This window comes from Streptomyces sp. SM18 (genome assembly GCF_002910775.2).
GTDB classification, from domain to species: Bacteria; Actinomycetota; Actinomycetes; order Streptomycetales; family Streptomycetaceae; genus Streptomyces; species Streptomyces halstedii.
Genome location: NZ_CP029342.1, coordinates 1,378,961 through 1,396,611 on the forward strand (window position 1 = coordinate 1,378,961; position 17,651 = coordinate 1,396,611).

18 protein-coding genes are annotated in these 17,651 nt (G+C 71.0%); 12 read left to right on the top strand and 6 right to left on the bottom strand.

Annotated elements, in window-relative coordinates:
* The first annotated feature begins 98 nt into the window (after window positions 1-98).
* From B9S64_RS06060 to B9S64_RS06075, 4 genes are read left to right on the top strand one after another with little or no spacing between them, the layout of a single operon-like run.
* The gene (locus B9S64_RS06060; RefSeq protein WP_103490311.1) at window positions 99-1,415 is read left to right on the top strand and encodes an extracellular solute-binding protein; all 1,317 of its coding nucleotides are present in this window, start codon (window positions 99-101) and stop codon (window positions 1,413-1,415) included.
* Entirely contained in the window at window positions 1,412-2,338 is a 927-nt protein-coding gene (locus B9S64_RS06065; protein ID WP_103490312.1) for a carbohydrate ABC transporter permease, read from the top strand. Before B9S64_RS06060 ends, B9S64_RS06065 begins: the two co-directional genes overlap by 4 nt.
* Window positions 2,335-3,192, top strand: coding sequence for a carbohydrate ABC transporter permease (locus tag B9S64_RS06070; RefSeq protein ID WP_103490313.1), 858 nt, complete (start codon window positions 2,335-2,337; stop codon window positions 3,190-3,192). The genes B9S64_RS06065 and B9S64_RS06070 overlap by 4 nt, the downstream gene beginning before the upstream one ends.
* Window positions 3,193-3,234: 42 nt before the next feature.
* Window positions 3,235-4,269 carry a LacI family DNA-binding transcriptional regulator gene (locus B9S64_RS06075; RefSeq protein WP_103490314.1) on the top strand — a complete coding sequence of 345 codons (1,035 nt, stop codon included), beginning with the start codon at window positions 3,235-3,237 and terminating at the stop codon, window positions 4,267-4,269.
* A 42-nt stretch (window positions 4,270-4,311) separates the two neighbouring features.
* On the opposite strand, the gene B9S64_RS06080 is transcribed toward B9S64_RS06075, so the two are convergent.
* Window positions 4,312-5,379, bottom strand: a complete 1,068-nt coding sequence (locus tag B9S64_RS06080) for an aminotransferase class V-fold PLP-dependent enzyme (RefSeq protein WP_103490315.1) — start codon at window positions 5,377-5,379, stop codon at window positions 4,312-4,314.
* A 231-nt stretch (window positions 5,380-5,610) separates the two neighbouring features.
* On the opposite strand from B9S64_RS06080, the gene B9S64_RS06085 reads away from it, so the two are divergent.
* The 4 genes from B9S64_RS06085 to B9S64_RS06100 all read left to right on the top strand — a co-directional run bounded on the left by B9S64_RS06085 (window position 5,611) and on the right by B9S64_RS06100 (window position 9,240).
* Window positions 5,611-6,363, top strand: a complete 753-nt coding sequence (locus tag B9S64_RS06085; RefSeq protein ID WP_028440386.1) for a DUF6879 family protein — start codon at window positions 5,611-5,613, stop codon at window positions 6,361-6,363.
* Window positions 6,360-7,205, top strand: a complete 846-nt coding sequence (locus B9S64_RS06090) for a helix-turn-helix transcriptional regulator (protein WP_103490316.1) — start codon at window positions 6,360-6,362, stop codon at window positions 7,203-7,205. The genes B9S64_RS06085 and B9S64_RS06090 overlap by 4 nt, the downstream gene beginning before the upstream one ends.
* A 366-nt stretch (window positions 7,206-7,571) precedes the next feature.
* Window positions 7,572-8,693, top strand: a complete 1,122-nt coding sequence (locus tag B9S64_RS06095) for an adenosylhomocysteinase (RefSeq protein ID WP_103490317.1) — start codon at window positions 7,572-7,574, stop codon at window positions 8,691-8,693.
* 4 nt (window positions 8,694-8,697) lie between these two features.
* Window positions 8,698-9,240, top strand: coding sequence for an NUDIX hydrolase (locus tag B9S64_RS06100; RefSeq protein WP_103490318.1), 543 nt, complete (start codon window positions 8,698-8,700; stop codon window positions 9,238-9,240).
* Window positions 9,241-9,580: 340 nt separating this feature from the next.
* Here the strand turns inward: B9S64_RS06100 and B9S64_RS06105 are convergent, their stop codons facing one another.
* Window positions 9,581-10,039, bottom strand: coding sequence for a MarR family winged helix-turn-helix transcriptional regulator (locus B9S64_RS06105; protein WP_103490319.1), 459 nt, complete (start codon window positions 10,037-10,039; stop codon window positions 9,581-9,583).
* Between the two features lie 63 nt (window positions 10,040-10,102).
* On the opposite strand from B9S64_RS06105, the gene B9S64_RS06110 reads away from it, so the two are divergent.
* On the top strand, window positions 10,103-10,471 hold the full coding sequence (locus B9S64_RS06110) for a VOC family protein (RefSeq protein WP_103490320.1): 369 nt from the start codon (window positions 10,103-10,105) through the stop codon (window positions 10,469-10,471).
* 158 nt (window positions 10,472-10,629) lie between these two features.
* Here the strand turns inward: B9S64_RS06110 and B9S64_RS06115 are convergent, their stop codons facing one another.
* Together B9S64_RS06115 and B9S64_RS06120 are read right to left on the bottom strand one after the other, a co-directional pair.
* Window positions 10,630-11,343, bottom strand: a complete 714-nt coding sequence (locus B9S64_RS06115) for a response regulator transcription factor (RefSeq protein ID WP_103490321.1) — start codon at window positions 11,341-11,343, stop codon at window positions 10,630-10,632.
* On the bottom strand, window positions 11,340-12,641 hold the full coding sequence (locus B9S64_RS06120; RefSeq protein ID WP_103490322.1) for a sensor histidine kinase: 1,302 nt from the start codon (window positions 12,639-12,641) through the stop codon (window positions 11,340-11,342). The genes B9S64_RS06115 and B9S64_RS06120 overlap by 4 nt, the downstream gene beginning before the upstream one ends.
* Window positions 12,642-12,780: 139 nt before the next feature.
* Between B9S64_RS06120 and B9S64_RS06125 the strand changes: the two genes are divergently transcribed.
* Window positions 12,781-13,212: a DUF4190 domain-containing protein gene (locus B9S64_RS06125; RefSeq protein WP_228866931.1), complete on the top strand. Its 432-nt coding sequence runs from the start codon at window positions 12,781-12,783 to the stop codon at window positions 13,210-13,212.
* An 86-nt stretch (window positions 13,213-13,298) separates the two neighbouring features.
* Window positions 13,299-14,765: an alpha/beta hydrolase gene (locus B9S64_RS06130; protein WP_103490336.1), complete on the top strand. Its 1,467-nt coding sequence runs from the start codon at window positions 13,299-13,301 to the stop codon at window positions 14,763-14,765.
* 67 nt (window positions 14,766-14,832) lie between these two features.
* On the opposite strand, the gene B9S64_RS06135 is transcribed toward B9S64_RS06130, so the two are convergent.
* A complete protein-coding gene (locus tag B9S64_RS06135; protein WP_103490323.1) occupies window positions 14,833-15,570 on the bottom strand; it encodes a DsbA family oxidoreductase in 738 nt (245 codons plus the stop codon).
* Between the two features lie 222 nt (window positions 15,571-15,792).
* On the opposite strand from B9S64_RS06135, the gene B9S64_RS34345 reads away from it, so the two are divergent.
* Window positions 15,793-16,287 carry a hypothetical protein gene (locus tag B9S64_RS34345; RefSeq protein ID WP_103490324.1) on the top strand — a complete coding sequence of 165 codons (495 nt, stop codon included), beginning with the start codon at window positions 15,793-15,795 and terminating at the stop codon, window positions 16,285-16,287.
* A 213-nt stretch (window positions 16,288-16,500) separates the two neighbouring features.
* On the opposite strand, the gene B9S64_RS06145 is transcribed toward B9S64_RS34345, so the two are convergent.
* Entirely contained in the window at window positions 16,501-17,610 is a 1,110-nt protein-coding gene (locus tag B9S64_RS06145; protein WP_103490325.1) for a DUF4037 domain-containing protein, read from the bottom strand.
* Between the last annotated feature and the right edge of the window lie 41 nt (window positions 17,611-17,651).

The following is a 17,651-nucleotide window of genomic DNA, read 5'->3' on the forward strand; positions in this document are numbered from 1 at the left end:
TTGACAAGTGTCGGTTTCGTTTCTCTACTGTGAACGCTCACAGCGTCATTCCGGCCAGTGGGGCCGATGCGCTCGGCCGTCTCGTCAGGGGAGAAACCATGCAATACCGCACTGTCGCGGTGTCCACCGCCGCAGCTCTCGCCGCCTCCGCCCTGCTCTCGGGCTGCGGTTCGCCGGACGACGGGGGCGACGAGCCGGCCGCTTCCGGCCCCGCCTCGCTGACCTACTGGGCCTGGGCGCCCGGCCTGGACAAGGTCGCGGACATCTGGAACAAGGGCCCCGGCAAGGAGGCCGGCATCACGGTCACGGTGAAGAAGCAGGCGTCGGGCGACGACCTGGTCACCAAGATCATCACGGCGGCGAAGGCGCACAAGGCCCCCGACCTGGTCCAGGCCGAGTACCAGGCGCTCCCCACCCTGGTCTCCAACGACGTGCTCGCGGACATATCGAAGGAGGCGGGCGACGCGAAGGGGGAGTTCGCCGAGGGGGTCTGGCAGCAGACGACCCTGGGTTCCGACGCCCTGTACGCGCTGCCGCAGGACTCCGGCCCGCTGATGTTCTACTACCGCGAGGACCTCTTCGACGCGTACGGCCTGACGGTGCCCACCACGTGGGAGGAGTTCGCCGGCACCGCCCGCGCGCTGAAGAAGAAGGCCCCGGACAAGGACCTCACCACCTTCTCCGCCAACGACTCCGGCCTCTTCGCCGGGCTCGCCCAGCAGGCGGGCGCCCAGTGGTGGACCACGGACGGCGACCGGTGGAAGGTCGCGATCGACGACCCGGCCACCCGCAAGGTCGCCGACTTCTGGGGCGGCCTGGTCAAGGAGGGCGCCGTCGACAACCAGCCGATGTACACCCCCGCCTGGAACAAGGCGCTCGACACCGGCAAGCAGATCGCCTGGGTCAGCGCCGTGTGGGCGCCCGGCACCCTGACCACCGCGGCACCCGGCACGAAGGGCAAGTGGGCGATGGCCCCGCTCCCCCAGTGGACGGCCGGTGAGAACGCCACCGGCAGCTGGGGCGGGTCCTCCACCGCCGTCACCAACGACTCCAGGAACAAGAAGGCCGCCGCCACCTTCGCGAAGTGGCTGAACACCGACCCCGCCGCCCTCGCCGCCCTGGTGAAGGAGAGCGGTGTCTACCCCGCCGCGACGGCGGCGCAGACCGGCGGCGCCCTCTCGGCGGCCCCGGACTACTTCTCCAACCAGCCCGACTTCTACACCGAGGCCGCCAAGATCGCCCAGGGCACCGCCCCCGCCGCCTGGGGCCCGAACGTCAACGTCGCCTACTCCGCGTTCAAGGACGGCTTCGCCGCGGCGGCCAAGAACAAGTCGGACTTCGGCGCGGCGCTGAGCGCGATGCAGGACGCCACCGTCGCGGACCTGAAGAAGCAGGGCTTCGGGGTCTCGGAGTGACACGCGCACCCCGCAGGAGGCCGTACGGGGTCAAGAGCGCCCCGTACGCCTTCCTGGTCCCCGCCACCGTCCTCTTCCTGCTCTTCTTCGCGCTGCCCATCGGATACGCCGTCCACCTCAGCTTCCGCAGGACGCGGGTCAGCGGACTCGGCCTCGGCAAGGGGGCCCGCGAGGAGATCTGGGCGGGCCTGGCCAACTACACGGACGCCCTCTCCGACTCCGAACTGCTCCACGGGACGCTGCGGATCCTCGGCTACGGCCTGATCGTCGTCCCCGTGATGCTCGGGCTCGCCCTGCTGTTCGCGCTGCTCCTGGACACCGACCGGCTGCGGCTGCGCGGCTTCAGCAGGCTCGCGATCTTCCTTCCGTACGCCATCCCCGGTGTCGTCGCCGCGCTGATGTGGGGCTTCCTGTACCTGCCCGACGTCAGCCCCTTCCACTTCCTGCTCGACAAGGCGGGGCTGCCTCGGCCCGATCTGCTGGACGGCGGACCGCTGTACCTGGCGCTGGCGAACATCGCGGTCTGGGGCGGCACCGGCTTCAACATGATCGTCATCTACACCTCGCTGCGGGCGATCCCCGCCGAGATCTTCGAGGCGGCCCGGCTGGACGGCTGCTCGCAGCTCCAGATCGCCCTGCGGATCAAGATCCCGATGGTGGCGCCCTCGCTGGTGCTGACGTTCTTCTTCTCGGTCATCGCCACGCTCCAGGTGTTCAGCGAGCCGACCACCCTGAAGCCGCTCACCAACTCGCTGTCCACCACCTGGAGTCCGCTGATGAAGGTCTATCAGGACGCCTTCGTCAACAACGACATCCACGCGGCGGCGGCCCAGGCCGTGATCATCGCGCTGGCCACGCTCGCCCTGTCCTTCGGCTTCCTCAAGGCGGCCAACTCCCGTACGAAGCGGGGAGAGTCCCGATGAGCACTCCGTCCCTCGCGGCCGGCCGCCGCCGTTTCCCGCTGGTGCCCACCGCCGTCCTGCTGTGCGGTGCCGTCTACTGCCTGCTGCCGGTGGCCTGGGTCCTGGTCGCCTCGACCAAGTCCGGCGGCGAGCTGTTCTCCACCTTCACCTTCCTGCCCGGCTCCGGTTTCGCCGACAACGTCGCCGACCTCTCGGCGTACCGCGACGGCGTGTACTGGAGGTGGATGGCCAACTCCGCCTTCTACGCGGGGGTGGGCGCCCTGCTGTCCACGGCGGTGTCGGCCCTCTCCGGGTACGCGCTGGCCGTGTACCGCTTCCGCGGGAAGGAGACCGTCTTCAACATCCTGCTCGCCGGGGTGCTGATGCCTCCGGTGATCCTGGCCGTCCCGCAGTACCTGCTGCTGGCCAAGGCCGATCTGACCGACTCCTACCTCTCCGTGCTGCTTCCGGCGATCCTCTCCCCGTACGGCGTCTACCTGGCCCGGATCTACGCGTCGGCTGCCGTGCCCGCCGATGTGATCGAGGCCGGGCGGATGGACGGCGGCGGCGAGTGGCGGATCTTCCGCACCCTCGCGCTGCCGATGATGCTGCCGGGACTGGTGACGGTGTTCCTGTTCCAGTTCGTCGCGGTCTGGAACAACTTCCTGCTGCCGTACATCATGCTGGGCGACGACGAGAAGTTCCCGGTCACGCTGGGGCTGTACACGCTGCTCCAGCAGGGCGCCACCACCCCGGCGCTCTACACGCTGGTCATCACCGGCGCACTGCTGGCGATCATCCCGCTGATCGCCCTGTTCCTGGTGATCCAGCGGTTCTGGAGTCTCGACCTGCTCTCCGGCGCCGTAAAGTCCTGACAGCTCCTCACCAGGGCTCCCCTTGATGAAAGATCACGCACCATGAGCCGCACAGAACCCACCGGCGCGGGACGCCGCCGGCCGCCGACGATCCATGACGTCGCCCGGGAGGCCGGGGTCTCCCGGGGCACCGTCTCCCGGGTGCTCAACGGCGGTCACCACGTCAGTCCGGCCGCCCTCGACGCGGTCCGGTCCGCCATCCGCCGGACCGGGTACACCGTCAACCGGCACGCCCGGTCGCTGATCACCGGCCGCTCCGACTCCGTGGCGTTCCTGCTGACCGAGCCGCAGGAGCGGTTCTTCGAGGACCCCAACTTCAACGTGCTGCTGCGCGGTTGCACCACCGCGCTGGCCGCGCACGACATCCCGCTGCTGCTGATGATCGCCGGCACGGAGGCCGAACGCCGCCGGAACATGCGGTACATCGCCGGGCACGTGGACGGGGTGCTGCTGGTCTCCAGCCACTCCGGCGACCCGGTCGCGGCCCAGCTGCACGAGGCCGGTGTCCCGCTGGTGGCCTGCGGGAAGCCGCTCGGGCAGGGGTCGAAGGTCAGTTACGTCGCGGCGGACGACCTGGGCGGCGCCCGGGACATGGTCCGCTATCTGTACGAGTCCGGACGGCGCCGGATCGCCACGGTCAGCGGGCCGCTGGACACCCCGGGCGGTGTGGAACGGCTGGCCGGCTACCGGGCGACGCTCGCCGAGTGCGGGCTGCCCCACGACGAGGCGCTCGTCGTGCCGGGTGACTACAGCCGGGCGGGCGGGGAGGCGGCGGCCTCGCTGCTGCTGGAGCGGGCGCCGGACATCGACGCGGTGTTCGTCGGGTCCGACCTGATGGCGCAGGGGGTGCTGACGGCGCTGGAACGGGCGGGCCGGCGGGTGCCGCAGGACATCGCGGTCGGCGGCTTCGACGACTCCCCCGCCGCGCTGGCGGCCCGCCCCGAGCTGACGACGGTCCGCCAGCCGTGGGACCGGATCAGCGCGGAGATGGTACGAGTGCTGCTGGCGCAGATCGGCGGAGAGGACCCGGCCGCGGTGATCCTCCCCACCGAACTGGTGCGCCGGGACTCGGCGTAGGCGGCGCGGGGCCGGCCCGTCCTGCGGGGCCCGGCCCGTACGTCAGCGGGCGAGCACGTCCAGCGCGCGGTCGACGTCGGCCTCGGTGTTGTACACATGGAAGGCCGCGCGCAGGTTCCCGGCCCGGTTCGAGACCAGGACCCCGGCGTCGGCCAGTTCGGGCTCCCGGGCGCCGAGTCCGGGTACGGCGACGATCGCGGACGTACCGGGCACCGCCGGGTGGCCGAGGGCGCCGAGGCCCTCCCGGAAGCGGGCGGCGAGGCCGGTGGCGTGCTCGTACAGGGCGTCGACGCCGACCTCGGCCACCAGGGCGAGCGCGTGTTCCGCCCCGTGGTACGCGAGGAACGCCACCGGCTCGTCGTAGCGCCGGGCACCGGCGGCGAGCCGCCGTACCGGGCCGTAGGTGCTGTTCCACCGGTCCTCGGCGGACAGCCAGCCCGCGTGCAGGACCGGCAGGGTCTCCTGCGCCTCCTCGGTGACGGTCAGGAACGACGTACCACGGGGGCACATCAGGAATTTGAACGCGCCGGTGACGGTGTAGTCGTACGCCCCGGCGTCCAGCGGGAGCCAGCCCGCCGACTGGCTGGCGTCCAGGAGCGTGCGGGCCCCGTGCGCGGCGGCCGCCGCGCGTACCGCGTCCAGGTCGGCCACCCTGCCGTCGGAGGACTGGGCGGCCGAGAAGGCGACGAGCGCGGTCTCGGGGCGTACGGCCTCGGCCAGGCCGGCCAACGGCACATACCGCATCCGCAGGTCGCCGCGCACCGCGAAGGGGCTGACGACCGAGGAGAACTCGCCCTCCGGAGCCAGGACTTCGGCCCCGGCGGGCAGCGACGCAGCGACGAGGGCCACATGGACGGCGACCGAACCGCCGGTGGACACCCGGCCGGGATCCACCCCGGCGATCCGGGCGAACCCGGCCCTGGCCCGGTCCACCGCGTCGAAGCTGCCCGCCCCGCCACGGCTGCCCGTGGCGTTCCGCTCGGCCAGCGCCGTGACCGCCTCGACGGCTCTGCGGGGCAGCAGCCCACAACTGGCGGTGGCGAGGTACGCGGTGGCTCCACCCGAGGCGAACTCGGCGGCCCTGACCTGATCGAGCGAAGAGGTCTCCATGCGGCCCAGCCTGACCGTCGCCGGGTGGCGGCGTCAATCACGGGAAGCTGTGGCCCCGTCGCCGCGGAACGGGGGCCGCCGGAGACATGACGCCGACCAGATCCCTTTCCGGCGCGCCTCTTCCCGTGCCCGAGCGCCGGATGTCCGCGAATAACCGAGAATCACCCCGGACAGAGGCCCCTCCGGATCATCATGCTTGCGCTGTTGTGTCCGACGACGAGGGGAACAGCCATGGCCAGGCGACTGCGGGTACTCGGGAGCACGTCCGGAGTCGGCGACTGCCCGACGCTGTACGAGGATCTGGACACCGGGGAAGTGCTCGTACAAGGGGATGCGGTGACCGACCCCACGGACGTGGCGCAGCTCACACACGTCAAAGAGGGAGAAGCGTTCGTGGTCGTCCCCCGGGAGCTGCTGGCGAACTTCTCCCCGAAGGAGGTCACGCACGTGCCGGAGTTCGTTCCGCAGCAGAAGATCAACGAGTTCATCAACGACGGGTTCGAGCACACCGCGTGGAGGCTGGAGACCCGGAGCGGGTACGCGTCCGATCAAGCGATGCCGTCGTATCAGGAGTTCCTACGGACCGGGGACACCGCAGGGGAGGTCGGGCACCCGTGGTTCGCCAACGTGCGGCGCATGGTGGAAGGCGGCAAGCGGTTCGAGCGGGCACGGATCGTGGACGACCCGCCGACCACCGGTCAGCGGTACCTCCTCGCGTGCGCTCGGACGAACGTCGCGGCCGGTGAGGACATCCGCCACCTGTGGCGCGACGATGCCGAGCGCTACGGCGTGAACCTCTCGGACTTCTGGCTGTTCGACTCCCGCACCGTGGCGCGCTTCCATTTCGAAGGAGAGCGCACCATCGGCATGGAGCTGGTCACCGATCCGGCCGAAGTGCTCCGGGCCTGCCAGACCCGGGATGCCGCATGGCACCACGCGGTCCCGTACCGGGAGTTCACGGCTCAGGTACCGTCCGCTGGGTGAGTACGGACTTTCAGCAAGCCCGCGTCTCCCTCGGTGCGCGTCTGCGGGAGCTGCGTGCCGAGGGCGGGCTCACCGGCCGCGAACTGGCCGGTCGGCTTGCGTGGGGACAGTCCAAGGTCAGCAAGCTGGAGAACGGCAAGCAGACACCGACCGTCGCCGATCTCACGGCATGGGCCGAGGGAACCGGGAACCCGGGGGCGACAGGTGAGCTGGTCGGGCGCCTGCGAGGGCTGGAGACGCAGTACCGGTCCTGGCGGCGACAGCTGGCGGGCGGATATCGCGCCGTGCAGGACGCGCACCGGGCACAAGCTCAGAAGACGCGGTCCCGCCGCAGTTTCGATCCCTCGCTGATACCAGGCCTCTTGCAGACCGCGGATTACGCACGTTCCGTCCTGACCCGGTACTCCACGATCCATACCGCCCCCAGAGACATAGAAGCCGCCGTGCGGGCGCGCATGGGGCGACAGGACATCCTCATGGATCAGACCCGGTCGTTTCACTTCCTCGTCTGGGAGGGAGCCCTGCGGGCCCGTCCCTGCCGGCCCGCTGTGCTCTCAGCACAGCTCGACCGGATTGTCGGGCGGCTCGGTCCGGGAAACGTGAGGGTAGGAATCGTGCCGTTCGAAGCGGACATGAACCTACCGGCCGGTGTCGGGTTCTCCGTGCACGACGACAGCCTGGTGATCACCGAGACATGGCACGCGGAGATGTGGCTGGACGGTTCCGAGGACGTCGCACTGCACGTCCGGGCGTGGGAGGCACTGGAGAGGAACGCGCTCTACGGAGCCGGGGCCCATCGTGCGCTCATGCGGGCCAAGCAGACTGTGATCCCGCGAGAATAGCCGCGCATACGGCCGCCCCCTCTCCCCCTGACGTACCTAACGTTCTGGCACACGGAGCCAGATGCGAAGGGCGGGACGGTGAGCCACGACAGCGGGAACATCACCAGGGGCGGCGCGATGACGCCACGAGCCTCCCGGGACAGCGGAAGGACGTACGGCCCGCAGATCTTCGTGTCCTTCGACCCGCAGAACCCGCTTCCCGCCGACTCGGCCGAGCCGCACCGCGCCCGCCGGCAGCGCCGACGAGCTCGGCGAGCCGTCCATCGCGCACGAGGCGAACCCGGCACTTGACGTTCGTACGGGAGTTCTCAGAAGTAGCGGTGCCAGAGCGCGTCCAGTAACCGGCGACACCAAGAAGGGGTGCCCATGGAAACCACCGACCGTGCGCGGCTTGACGCGTATTTCGGCAAGGTCGCCGACAGGTTCACGCCGACCGAACGTCCGTCCTCGCTGCTGATCACTCATGTGCTGCCCGAACGGCCCGCGTTCGTCGGAGCCGTGGGCACGGTGTCGCGTCTGCGCGCCGTTCTGCCCAAACCCAAGTCCATCCACGCGAGCGCCCGCCGGGAGATCGAGCGGACCGTGGCATGCGACGTACTGTCCCGCGATACGTTCAGCGACCCCGATACCGCCGTGACCTACCTGGAGACCAGGGCAGCCGGCGAGCGTGTCGTTCTGCTCGACGTGGGCGGGTATTTCGCTCCCTGCCTGGAAGCCTTGTGTGAACGGTTCTCGGGGACCGTCCTCGGCGTGGTGGAGGACACCGAGAACGGACACAAGCGGTACGCCGAACGGGACAAGCTGCCGTGCCCCGTCGTGTCCGTGGCTCGCTCCCCCCTCAAAGACCCAGAAGACTTTCTGGTCGGACAGTCCGTCGTGTTCTCCGCCGAGGCGCTGTTACGGCAGCGCGGGGACATCCTGCACGGGCGCCCGGCACTCGTCCTCGGGTTCGGCAGACTCGGGTCCAGCATCGCCCGTCTGCTGCACGTCAAGGGCGTACGGGTCATCGTCTACGACATCGACCCCGTACGGCGCGCACAGGCCATGTCACGGGGATTCGAGGTAGCCCGCGACCGCGACCAGGCCATAGCCACGGCCGGACTCGTCCTGTGCGCCACAGGGGCCCTGTCGCTGCGCGGCGAGGACTTCCCGCAGCTCAAGAACGGGGCCTATGTAGCCAGCGTGACCAGCTCGGAGGACGAGTTGGAGTTGCGCGGACTGCCCTCGGGCTACATCCGTGACAGCGCCGGCACGCACGTGAGCCGCTACAGCACGACCGGGCACTACTTCTATCTGCTGAATGGCGGCGAGGCCGTCAACTTCGTCCACGGCGCGAGCGTTGGGCCGTTCATCTTCCTCGTTCAGGCCGAGATCCTCGCGGGTGCGGCCCTGCTGGCTCGCGGCGGGCTCGACTCCGCCATGTACGAGGTACCCACCGCCGACCGGGAAGCCATCGCGGCTACCTGGCTGCACTACTACAACAGGTGATCCGATGCCCATCGCGGCAGACCACATCCACATGACCCTGGCCGCGTACGCGGCCGCGTACCCCGAGGACAAGCACGCACTCGCCCCGCTGACCGAACTACTGGATCAGGGGGCCGACGTGACCAGCCGGAAGGAGTTCCGCGGACACGTCACCGCGGGCGCCGTTCTCGTCAACGACCGGGGCGAGGCTCTGTTCATTCATCACAACGCGCTCGGCGAGTGGCTGACTCCGGGCGGGCACCTCGAGCCGGAGGACACGAACCTGTTGGGCGCGGCACTACGCGAACTGGTCGAGGAAACGGGGGTGACGGTCAGCCTCGCCCCCGTCCAGCCCACGCCCGTACACATCGATGTGCACGCGATCCCCGCGAACGACAGCAAGGGCGAGGGCGCCCACTGGCACGCGGACTTCCGGTACGTCTTCCGCGCGACCGGAGACCAGGCCGTGACGCTCCAGAAGGAGGAAGTGAACGGCTACGCGTGGCGAGGCGTGGACACCATCACTGACAAGACGCTGCGGGCACGGGTCATCGCATCGCTCCGATAGCCCACCTCAGGTCTCGACGCGCACAGCTCTTCCCCTCTCCAGCTCTGCCGCACCGACGCGGAGAGAGCCTCCGCGACCGGGGGCTGCCGGATGTCGAGGCCGCCCCCACGGATTTTCACGCTCGGCCGCACTCCCGTCCGGTGTCCGGGCGCGGCGAGATTGCGTCGGGGCGCGGGCTAAGGGCTGTCCCGTAATCCGTGGTGGATCAGCGCGCGGCGTCAGATGCGGTGGATCGCAAGGCGGAGGGGCGTCCGCATACTGGATGTATTCGGGCGTTCCGACAACGCGGCGAGGTGCCGTAGCTGTCGTCGTGCGCCCGCCAGGGATTACGGGACAGCCCTCAGGTACCGTCGTTGCCATCGCGCAGGGAGTGAATCATGTTCCGCAGGATCAGGAGCGCGCCTGACTGCTCGGCCTCCGTCATACCGGCCAGCATTCTGATCTCGACGGACCGGACCGCCACGGTCGCCTCCGCCAGGCTCCGCCGGCCGCGAGGCGTCAGCCGCGCGGGGAGGGCCTTCCCTACGGGCGCCTCCGCGGGCCTGGTCACGTAGCCGTCCCGTTCCAGGGCCTGGAGCAGCACGTTCATCGACTGCCGGGTCACGAAGGCGCCACGCGCGAGCTCGGAGTTCGACAAGCCCGGCCGTTGCGCCAGCAGTTCCAGGCAGGAGTAGTGCGTCACGGTCATCCCGAGCGGCCGGAGCACCTCCTCCATGGCCAGCCGCAGGGCACTCGATGCCTCTTTCAGCAGGTAGCCCAGTGACTTGTCCAGGTCGATGCCCGCGCCTCTTTGACTCATGTCAGGATTCTGACATACCTTGATGCGTGTCAGAAAGCTGACACGAAGAGAAGGAGCATCACCATGCCCGCGACCGGTCCCGACTTCATCTCGCTCCAGGCGCGCGACCTCGACGTTTCGCAGGCGTTCTACGAGCGGTACCTCGGCCTTGTCCGCTCACCGGCCGGACCTCCGCACGCCGTCGTCTTCGAGACGCGGCCGATCGCGTTCGCACTGCGCGACGTCCTTCCCGGCACCGATCTCGCATCCGCCGCCCAGCCCGGCATCGGTGCCGCGATCTGGCTCCACGCCACAGACGTCCAGGCCATCCACGACGCTCTCGTCGCCGACGGTCACACCATCGTCTCCGCACCGGTTGACGGCCCCTTCGGCCGGACCTTCACCTTCGCCGACCCCGACGGCTACCAGATCACCCTCCACGACCGCGCCTGACACACCCCACGCCACCGGAGGGGCACCGGCCCCCGGGGACCGCGGTCGCGCCCGAGGCACGAGCAACCGGGCGCCGTTCACCGGCCCTTCGCACGCGAACGCGCCGACTCTCCCGACCAGGTCGCGGCCACCGGTGCGCGTACGGCCGCTTCCGGGGGTCAGGTGGTGAAGCCCGGCATCACCAGGCCGGATTCGTACGCGATCACCACCGCGTGGGTCCGGTTCTGCGCGCCGAGCTTGCTCAGGACGTTCCCGACGTGCGTCTTCACGGTCTCCAGGCTCACCGTGAGCGCCTGGGCGATCTCGGAGTTGGACCGGCCGGTGGCCATCATCCGCAGCACCACCTCCTCGCGCCCCGTCAAAGCCGCCTTCGGCAACGCCTTGGCGGAGCTCAGCGGGCGGGCGGTGACCATCCGGCGCAGAGCCGCCGGGAAGAGAATCGTCTCCCCCGCCGCCACGACCCGCACCGCTTCCGCGATCTGCCGGACCGGACGCCGTTTGAGCACGAACCCACTGGCCCCCGCGCTGAGCGCGGTGGTGACGTAGTCGTCGTTCTCGAAGGTGGTGATCACCACGACCTTCGGGGGGTCGAGTGACTCGGCGAGGAGCTGCCGGGTGGCCTCGATCCCGTTGCGGCGCGGCATGCGCACATCCATCAGGACCACGTCCGGCCGCAGCAGCCGTGCCTGTTCGACCGCCTCCACACCGTCGGCGGCCTCCCCGACGACCAAGATCTGCGGCTGTGCCGCGAGCAGTGTGCGCAGACCGCTCCGGGTCACCTCGTCGTCGTCCGCGATCAGGAGGGTGACCGGGGCGGTGGCAGGCCCGGCGGTGTCAGTCTCGGCAGCGACGGCCGAGTCCGGGCCGGTCATGCCGGCACCCGTACCGGCAGGCGGACCGCCAGCCGCCAGTGCTCCGCCCCGTGTGGGCCCGCCGCGAACTCACCGTGCAGCAGCCGTATGCGCTCGGCGAGGCCGGGCAGACCGTGCCCGGACGTCGGAAAGACGCCCCGGTCCACAGCTGCGCCCGTGTTCGTCCCGTGGCCGATCCGGTTGACCACGCTGAGCCGCAGCCCGTCCGGTGCGGCGGACAACTCGACCTGGATCGGACCGCCGCCCCCGTGCCGGAGCGCGTTGGTCAGCCCCTCCTGGAGGATCCGGTACGCCGCGCGGGACAGCGTGCCCTGCACCTGCGCCAGGTCACCGGTCAGGTCCGGCTCGATCCTGGCACCCGTGTGCCGCAAGCGGTCGAGCAGTTCGGGCAGGTCGGCCAGCGTACGGACCGGCGCCGTCTCCGCCTTCTCCTCACGCAGCACGCCCAGCACGTAGTCCAGGTCCTCCAGGGCGGCCCGGGTCGACTCCTCGATGCTGTGCAGGGCGGCTCGGGCCGCCACCGGGTCGGCGGCGAGCACCTCGCCCGCCACTGCCGCCTGGATCGTCGCCGCCGTCAGCGTGTGCCCTATCGAATCGTGCAACTCGTGGGCCAGCCGGTTGCGTTCGGCCAGACGCCGCTCCCGTTCGGCCGCCAGCGTGAGGCGCTCGGCGGCGGAAGGTCCCAGCAGCCGTGGCGCCAGCCACCGCAGAGCGCCCGACGTCGCCACGCACACGAGCACCGCCAGCAGCACGCAGACGGCCGCCGTCAGCCAACTCTGCCAGCCGCGCTCCGGCCGCAGCGTCCAGCCGAGCAGGGCGATCTCCGTGTCGCTGCCCGTCCAGTCCTCCGGCAGGGCCAGGCCCATGAGGAACAGCACGCTGCTCGCCAGCGTCCCCGCCCACCCGAGGGCCACGTGCAGCAGCAGCCAGGCAGGGGTCCGCAGGCGGTCGGCGCCGGACGGCACGGCATGATCCGGCGCGGCGGGGGCCGGACCGGCACCGGGTGGGCCCACAGGTAGGCGTACCGGCACCGGGTCCGGCAACGGCACCTTCAGCAGGCGGCGGGCGGACACGATCAGCACCCGCCGCACGGCGGGGACGAGGCCGATCCCGGCGATCAGGGCCGCCCAGACCAGCAGGGCCAGAGCGGCCCGCACTCCGTACGGCGCGGAACCCCACAGCAGAGCGGGGAGCACGGCGAGTGGCAGCAGCGGAGCGCTCGCCGTCGCGCCGAGGAAGGCGAACAGCGCGCCCGAATACGTGGAGCCGTGCGGGAACGGCCGGAATGCCCGGTTCATAGTCGGCAAGTATGGCGGGCCGGTGTGCAGAAGCCCTCCCCCGATCGGGGGAGGACTTTCCCACGCCTTCTCGCGATGCGCCCGCCTGCCCTCCACTTCCATGATCGTGTCCTGCCCAGTCGAAACGGGAGGACAGCGGATGAAGACACGAAGGACGGCGGCGGTGCCGCCGTACATGGCGACGGCCGAGGGGACGCCGGTGAGGCCGGCGTCGGAGCCACCCGCGGGACCCGTGGCCGGCACCCGGCCCCCGTCCGCCGGGAACGGTCCGGCCACGGCGGCCGTGGCGCTGGGCGCCACCGGCCTGTTCACCTCGGTCGTCCTCGTCGGCGGGCTGCTCGGCGCCGTCGGCGTGGTCCTGGGCGCTGTCGGCCTGAGGACGGCCGGGCGGACCGGAGCCGGCCGGGGCAAGGCCGTGACCGGCGTGCTGACGTCGGTCCTCGCGATCGTGGTGTCCGCGCTGTTCGCCCTCTTCCTGGCCTGGTACGCGAACAGGACGCAGGCCTGCTACCAGCCCGACAGCCTCCAGGAATACGCGCGGTGCGTCCGCCGGCACCTCGCCGTGAACTGAGCGGCGGCGAAGCCACGCCCCGTGCCCCGTCACCGATAGGAAAGTGCATCATCGTGCAATACACACGCAAGGCGCGCGACAGGCGCATGGCGTCCCTTCTGGCCGCCTGCACCGTGGCGGCCCTGGCCGCGACACCGACACCCGGGACGGCCTTCGCGGCCTCCGGGGCTCCCGCCGAGGACCCCCTGCGGCCGTACACCCAGCAGAAGCTCCACTGGCGGCACTGCGACCCGAAGACGCCTGCCACGTTCCAATGCGCGACGCTCAAGGTGCCGCTGGACTACGAAAACCCCGGCGGGAAGCGGCTCGACATCGCGGTGAACCGCTTGAAGGCGAGCGGTCCGGAGGAACGCCGTGGCGTGCTGCTGTTCAACCCCGGCGGCCCCGGTGCGCCGGGCCTGGACCTTCCCGTCGCCTTGGAGACGTACCTTCCCCAGGCGGTGAAGGAGCGCTACGACCTCATCGGGTTCGACCCGAGGGGCATCGGGCAGAGCTCTCCGCTCAGCTGCGGTCTGTCCTCCGGCGAACTGGACTTCGACCGCGCGTACCACGCCGAGACCTTCGCGAAGGACGTGCGGTGGGCACGCGACGTGGCCCGCAAGTGCGCGACTCAAGAGGGCGACAGGCTGCGGCACATCACCACCCGCGACACCGCACGCGACATGGACGTCATACGCGCCGCGCTGGGAGAGGAGAAGATCTCCTACTTCGGGGGCTCGTACGGCACCTATCTCGGAGCCGTTTACACGCAGATGTTTCCCCGGCGGGCCGACCGGTTCGTGCTGGACAGCGCGGTCGACCCCGTGCGGTACGGACGCGGCACCTTCCAGGACATGGCGGAGGGGACCGAACCCGCGTTCGTGCGGTGGAGCGAGTGGGCCGCCCGCCGGCACACGGTCTATCAGCTCGGCACGACCCCGGCCGAGGTCCGCAGGACCTTCTGGGACATCGTCGCCCGGGCGAACCGTGAACCCGTCGTCACCGCCGAGGGACTCCTCTCCGGTGACGACATCCGTTCCGCGCGCGACGTCTTCTTCCAGGAACAGAAGGCCGCCGCCTGGGTCGCCGAGCTGAAGAAGGCCGCCGAGGGGGACGAGCCCGTCACTCCGGCACCCGCCCCTGAACTCCCTCCGGAGAACGAGATCGCGGGCCTCTGGGCGGTCATGTGCGGTGACACCTCCGCCTCGTGGCCGCGCGACCCCGAGCAGTACCGGCGCGACGCCGTCCGCGACAAGGCCCGGTATCCGCTGTACGGCGACTTCGCGTCCACCATCAAGCCGTGTGCCTTCTGGAAGCCCGGCAGCGAGGGCCCGACCACCGTGAACAACGGCGTCAAGGCGCTGATACTGCAGAACGAGTGGGACCCGCAGACACCCCTGGCAGCCGCCCGGAAGATGCACCGGGCGCTGCGGGGCTCCCGGATGGTCACCGTCGCGGGCGGAGAGGGCCACGGCGTCTACGGCGCGGGGTCCTGCGCGGACGAGGTCGCCAACGCCTACCTGACCACGGGCCGGCTCCCGGCCACGGACCTGACCTGCCGGGCGCCCGGATGACCCGCCGACGCGGCGGGCCCCGCACGTGGTCCGCGGGCCCGCCGGTGGCCGCCACGGCGGACGGGAGCTACGCGCCCCGGCCGGGTGCGTCCGCCCCGGGCACCTCGCAGGAGCCGTCCGCGTCGCAGGCCGCCGCGTCGCCTCCCACCGGGATGAGCCCGGTCACCTGGCGGTCCTTCCACGCCTGTTCCAGGGCTTGGCCGAACACCTCGGAGGGCTGGCCGCCGGAGATGCCGTAGCGGCGGTCGAACACGAAGAACGGGACGGCGGTCGCGCCGAGTTCGGCCGCCTCGCGCTCGTCCGCCCGTACGTCGTCCGCGTACGCCCCGGGGTCGGCCAGCACCGTACGCGCCTCGTCGGCGTCCAGTCCCGCCTCCACGGCGAGACCGGCCAGCACGGTGTCGTCGAAGACCGACCGCTCCTCGGCAAAGTTCGCCCGGTAGAGGAGGCTCAGCAGCTCGTCCTGGCGCCCGCGCGCCTTGGCCAGGTGCAGCAGCCGGTGCATGTCGAAGGTGTTGCCGTGGTCGCGCCCCTCGGCGCGGTAACCGAGCCCTTCGGCCTGCGCGTTCGCCGCCACATTGGCCTCCATGGAGCGGGCCTCCTCGGGAGTGCGCCCGTACTTCTGGGCCAGCATGTCGATCACCTGCTCGGTGTCGCCCTTGGCACGCCCGGGGTCGAGCTCGAAGGAACGGTGGACCACCTCGACCTCTCCACGGTGGGCGAACCCGGCCAGGCCCTTCTCGAAGCGGGCCTTCCCGATGTAGCACCAGGGACAGGCGATGTCGCTCCAGATCTCGACGCGCATGACTCTTCTACTCTCCAGCTCTGCCGTACGGTGCGGAGGGAGCCTCCGCCGACGGGTGAACGTCCGGCGGGGGCGGGTGATTCCCGGGGCGAGCGCGTGCGCGTCGCGGTGCGCCCGGCCCGTGCGCCCTCCCCGTGGCGCACGGACCGGGCCGTCCGTGGTCGACCGCCCGACCGGGAGTACCCGCACGCCGTGACGGCGGGCCGTGCTTGGATGCCTGGCATGGACGACTCGACGCGTATATGGATCACCCCGGTCCCGCCGTTCGGCCCCGACGAGTCCGGGGTGGTCCTGGGCGTGGACCTGATGTCCGGGGATCCCGCCGAGCGGATGGCCGGCGTCTTGCTGAACCGGGGGCACGAGGGCCAGGAAGGGGTGTTCCATCTGCTGGCCTCGGACCTCTCGGCCCGTTACGCACGCCATGGCGAGAGGCTGACGGTCGATGTCACCGCCTCCCGGCAGGTGCTCGCCCACGATCTGGCGGACCACCCGGACGCGCTGGACCAGCACCTGGCCACCCTCCCCGGCCGGCCCGGCGACGACGACCGGGTCACGCTGATCCACCGCGAGATCGTGACCGGCTTCCGTCCCGCCGAGAGCGAGGACGGGAAGCAGCCGGTGCTCCTCGTCGAACACGAGGGCCCGACGACGCTCGCGGAGTTGTTCGCGCGGTTCGAGCGGGGTGAGTGCGGGTTCGCCGTCCTTCCCGCCGACTGAGCACGGCCGGCCGAGCACACCGGCCGACCGACGGCGGACGACGAACGGCTCGGCGGGCGGCTCACCGGACGGCCCACGGCGGGCGCACGAACGCCGGGCGGCCTTCTGAACCGGACCCGGGCCGTGTGCGACACGGCGTCCGGGTCTGCCGCACCGTGGTGCGCACCCCGTCGAGCGATCCCCGGATGATCTCCGCATGGCGCGGGGTCGATGTCAGCCCTCGTGACCCGCCGGGGTCACCGCCCACGTCATCGCTCGCGCGAGCTCGGGCCGGTCGAGGATCTCGGTGCTGTCGGCGAACTGGTCGACGGCGCCCGTCAGCGGCAGGGCGCGGACGGCCGGGTCGTCAACGCGGGCGAGCAGCGCCTCGGTGAAGCGTTCGGCGTGCAGCACCTGGAAGGGCCGACTGTGGTACGGGCGGGTCGTGGGGTCGACCGGGTCGGTGAGTCCGAGTGTGTTGTGGGCGACCGCCACGGTCTCGTAGGCGCGGGCCATGTGCTGCTCCCGGGCGTGCCGTCCGGTGGCGGCGAGGGCTGCGGTGAGTACCGGCGTGAGGTCGGCCGCCCAGGGTGTCCGGGCGAAGGCACTGCCCAACCACTTGTTGTACGGCGGGTATCGGCGGTACATGAGCAGGCAGAGCCGCATCAGATCGCGGGCCAGGCGGGCCGCGACGACCGCGGCTCCCAGATCGTCGCCCACCTCGCCGCACCGGCCGACGAACGCTTCTTCCTGGGAAACGCGCTGCCACTGGCAAGCAAGCAGGTGGAGCCAGAGGTCGTGGGGGTACCGGTCGAGCCGGGCGCGGGCCGGGGCGATCACGCCGAGCCCGTCGTGGAAGACCGCTCCACCGGTGACCTCGGCGAGCCGCTGGCTGGGTGTGCCCAGCCAGTCGGCCGTGGTCACCTCTCCCCCGCACGGATCGAAGCCCAGCCGCTCGGTGAACCAGGTCCCCGGATCCGTGACCTCGACGCGGTGGTGGACCGGCCCGTGGGTCTCCCGCATGACCCCGATTCCGCCGTCGTCGGTCCCGGCGAAGTGGGTCGGGTACCCGCAGAAGGTCTTCGGCAGGCGTTCGGCGAGCAGGACTTCGATCCCCGTACCGAGACGCGCGCGGTCGCGGGGGTGCAGGAAGACCGTCAGACGGGGGCCCCACTCGTGGTCGGCGGAGCGGGGGGTGTCGAACCCCAGCACCTCCGAACCGCTGCCGAGGCGACCGGCGGAGTACACGACCCCGGGGCAGGCATCCTCCAGCAGGGGCCGCACGGCGTCGAGGTGGAAGCGGCGGGACAGCTCCAGGCCGGGGATGAACGGCGGTGTGGTCATGCGCAGAGGATGCCGGACCGCCGGGGGCCGGGCGACAGCAT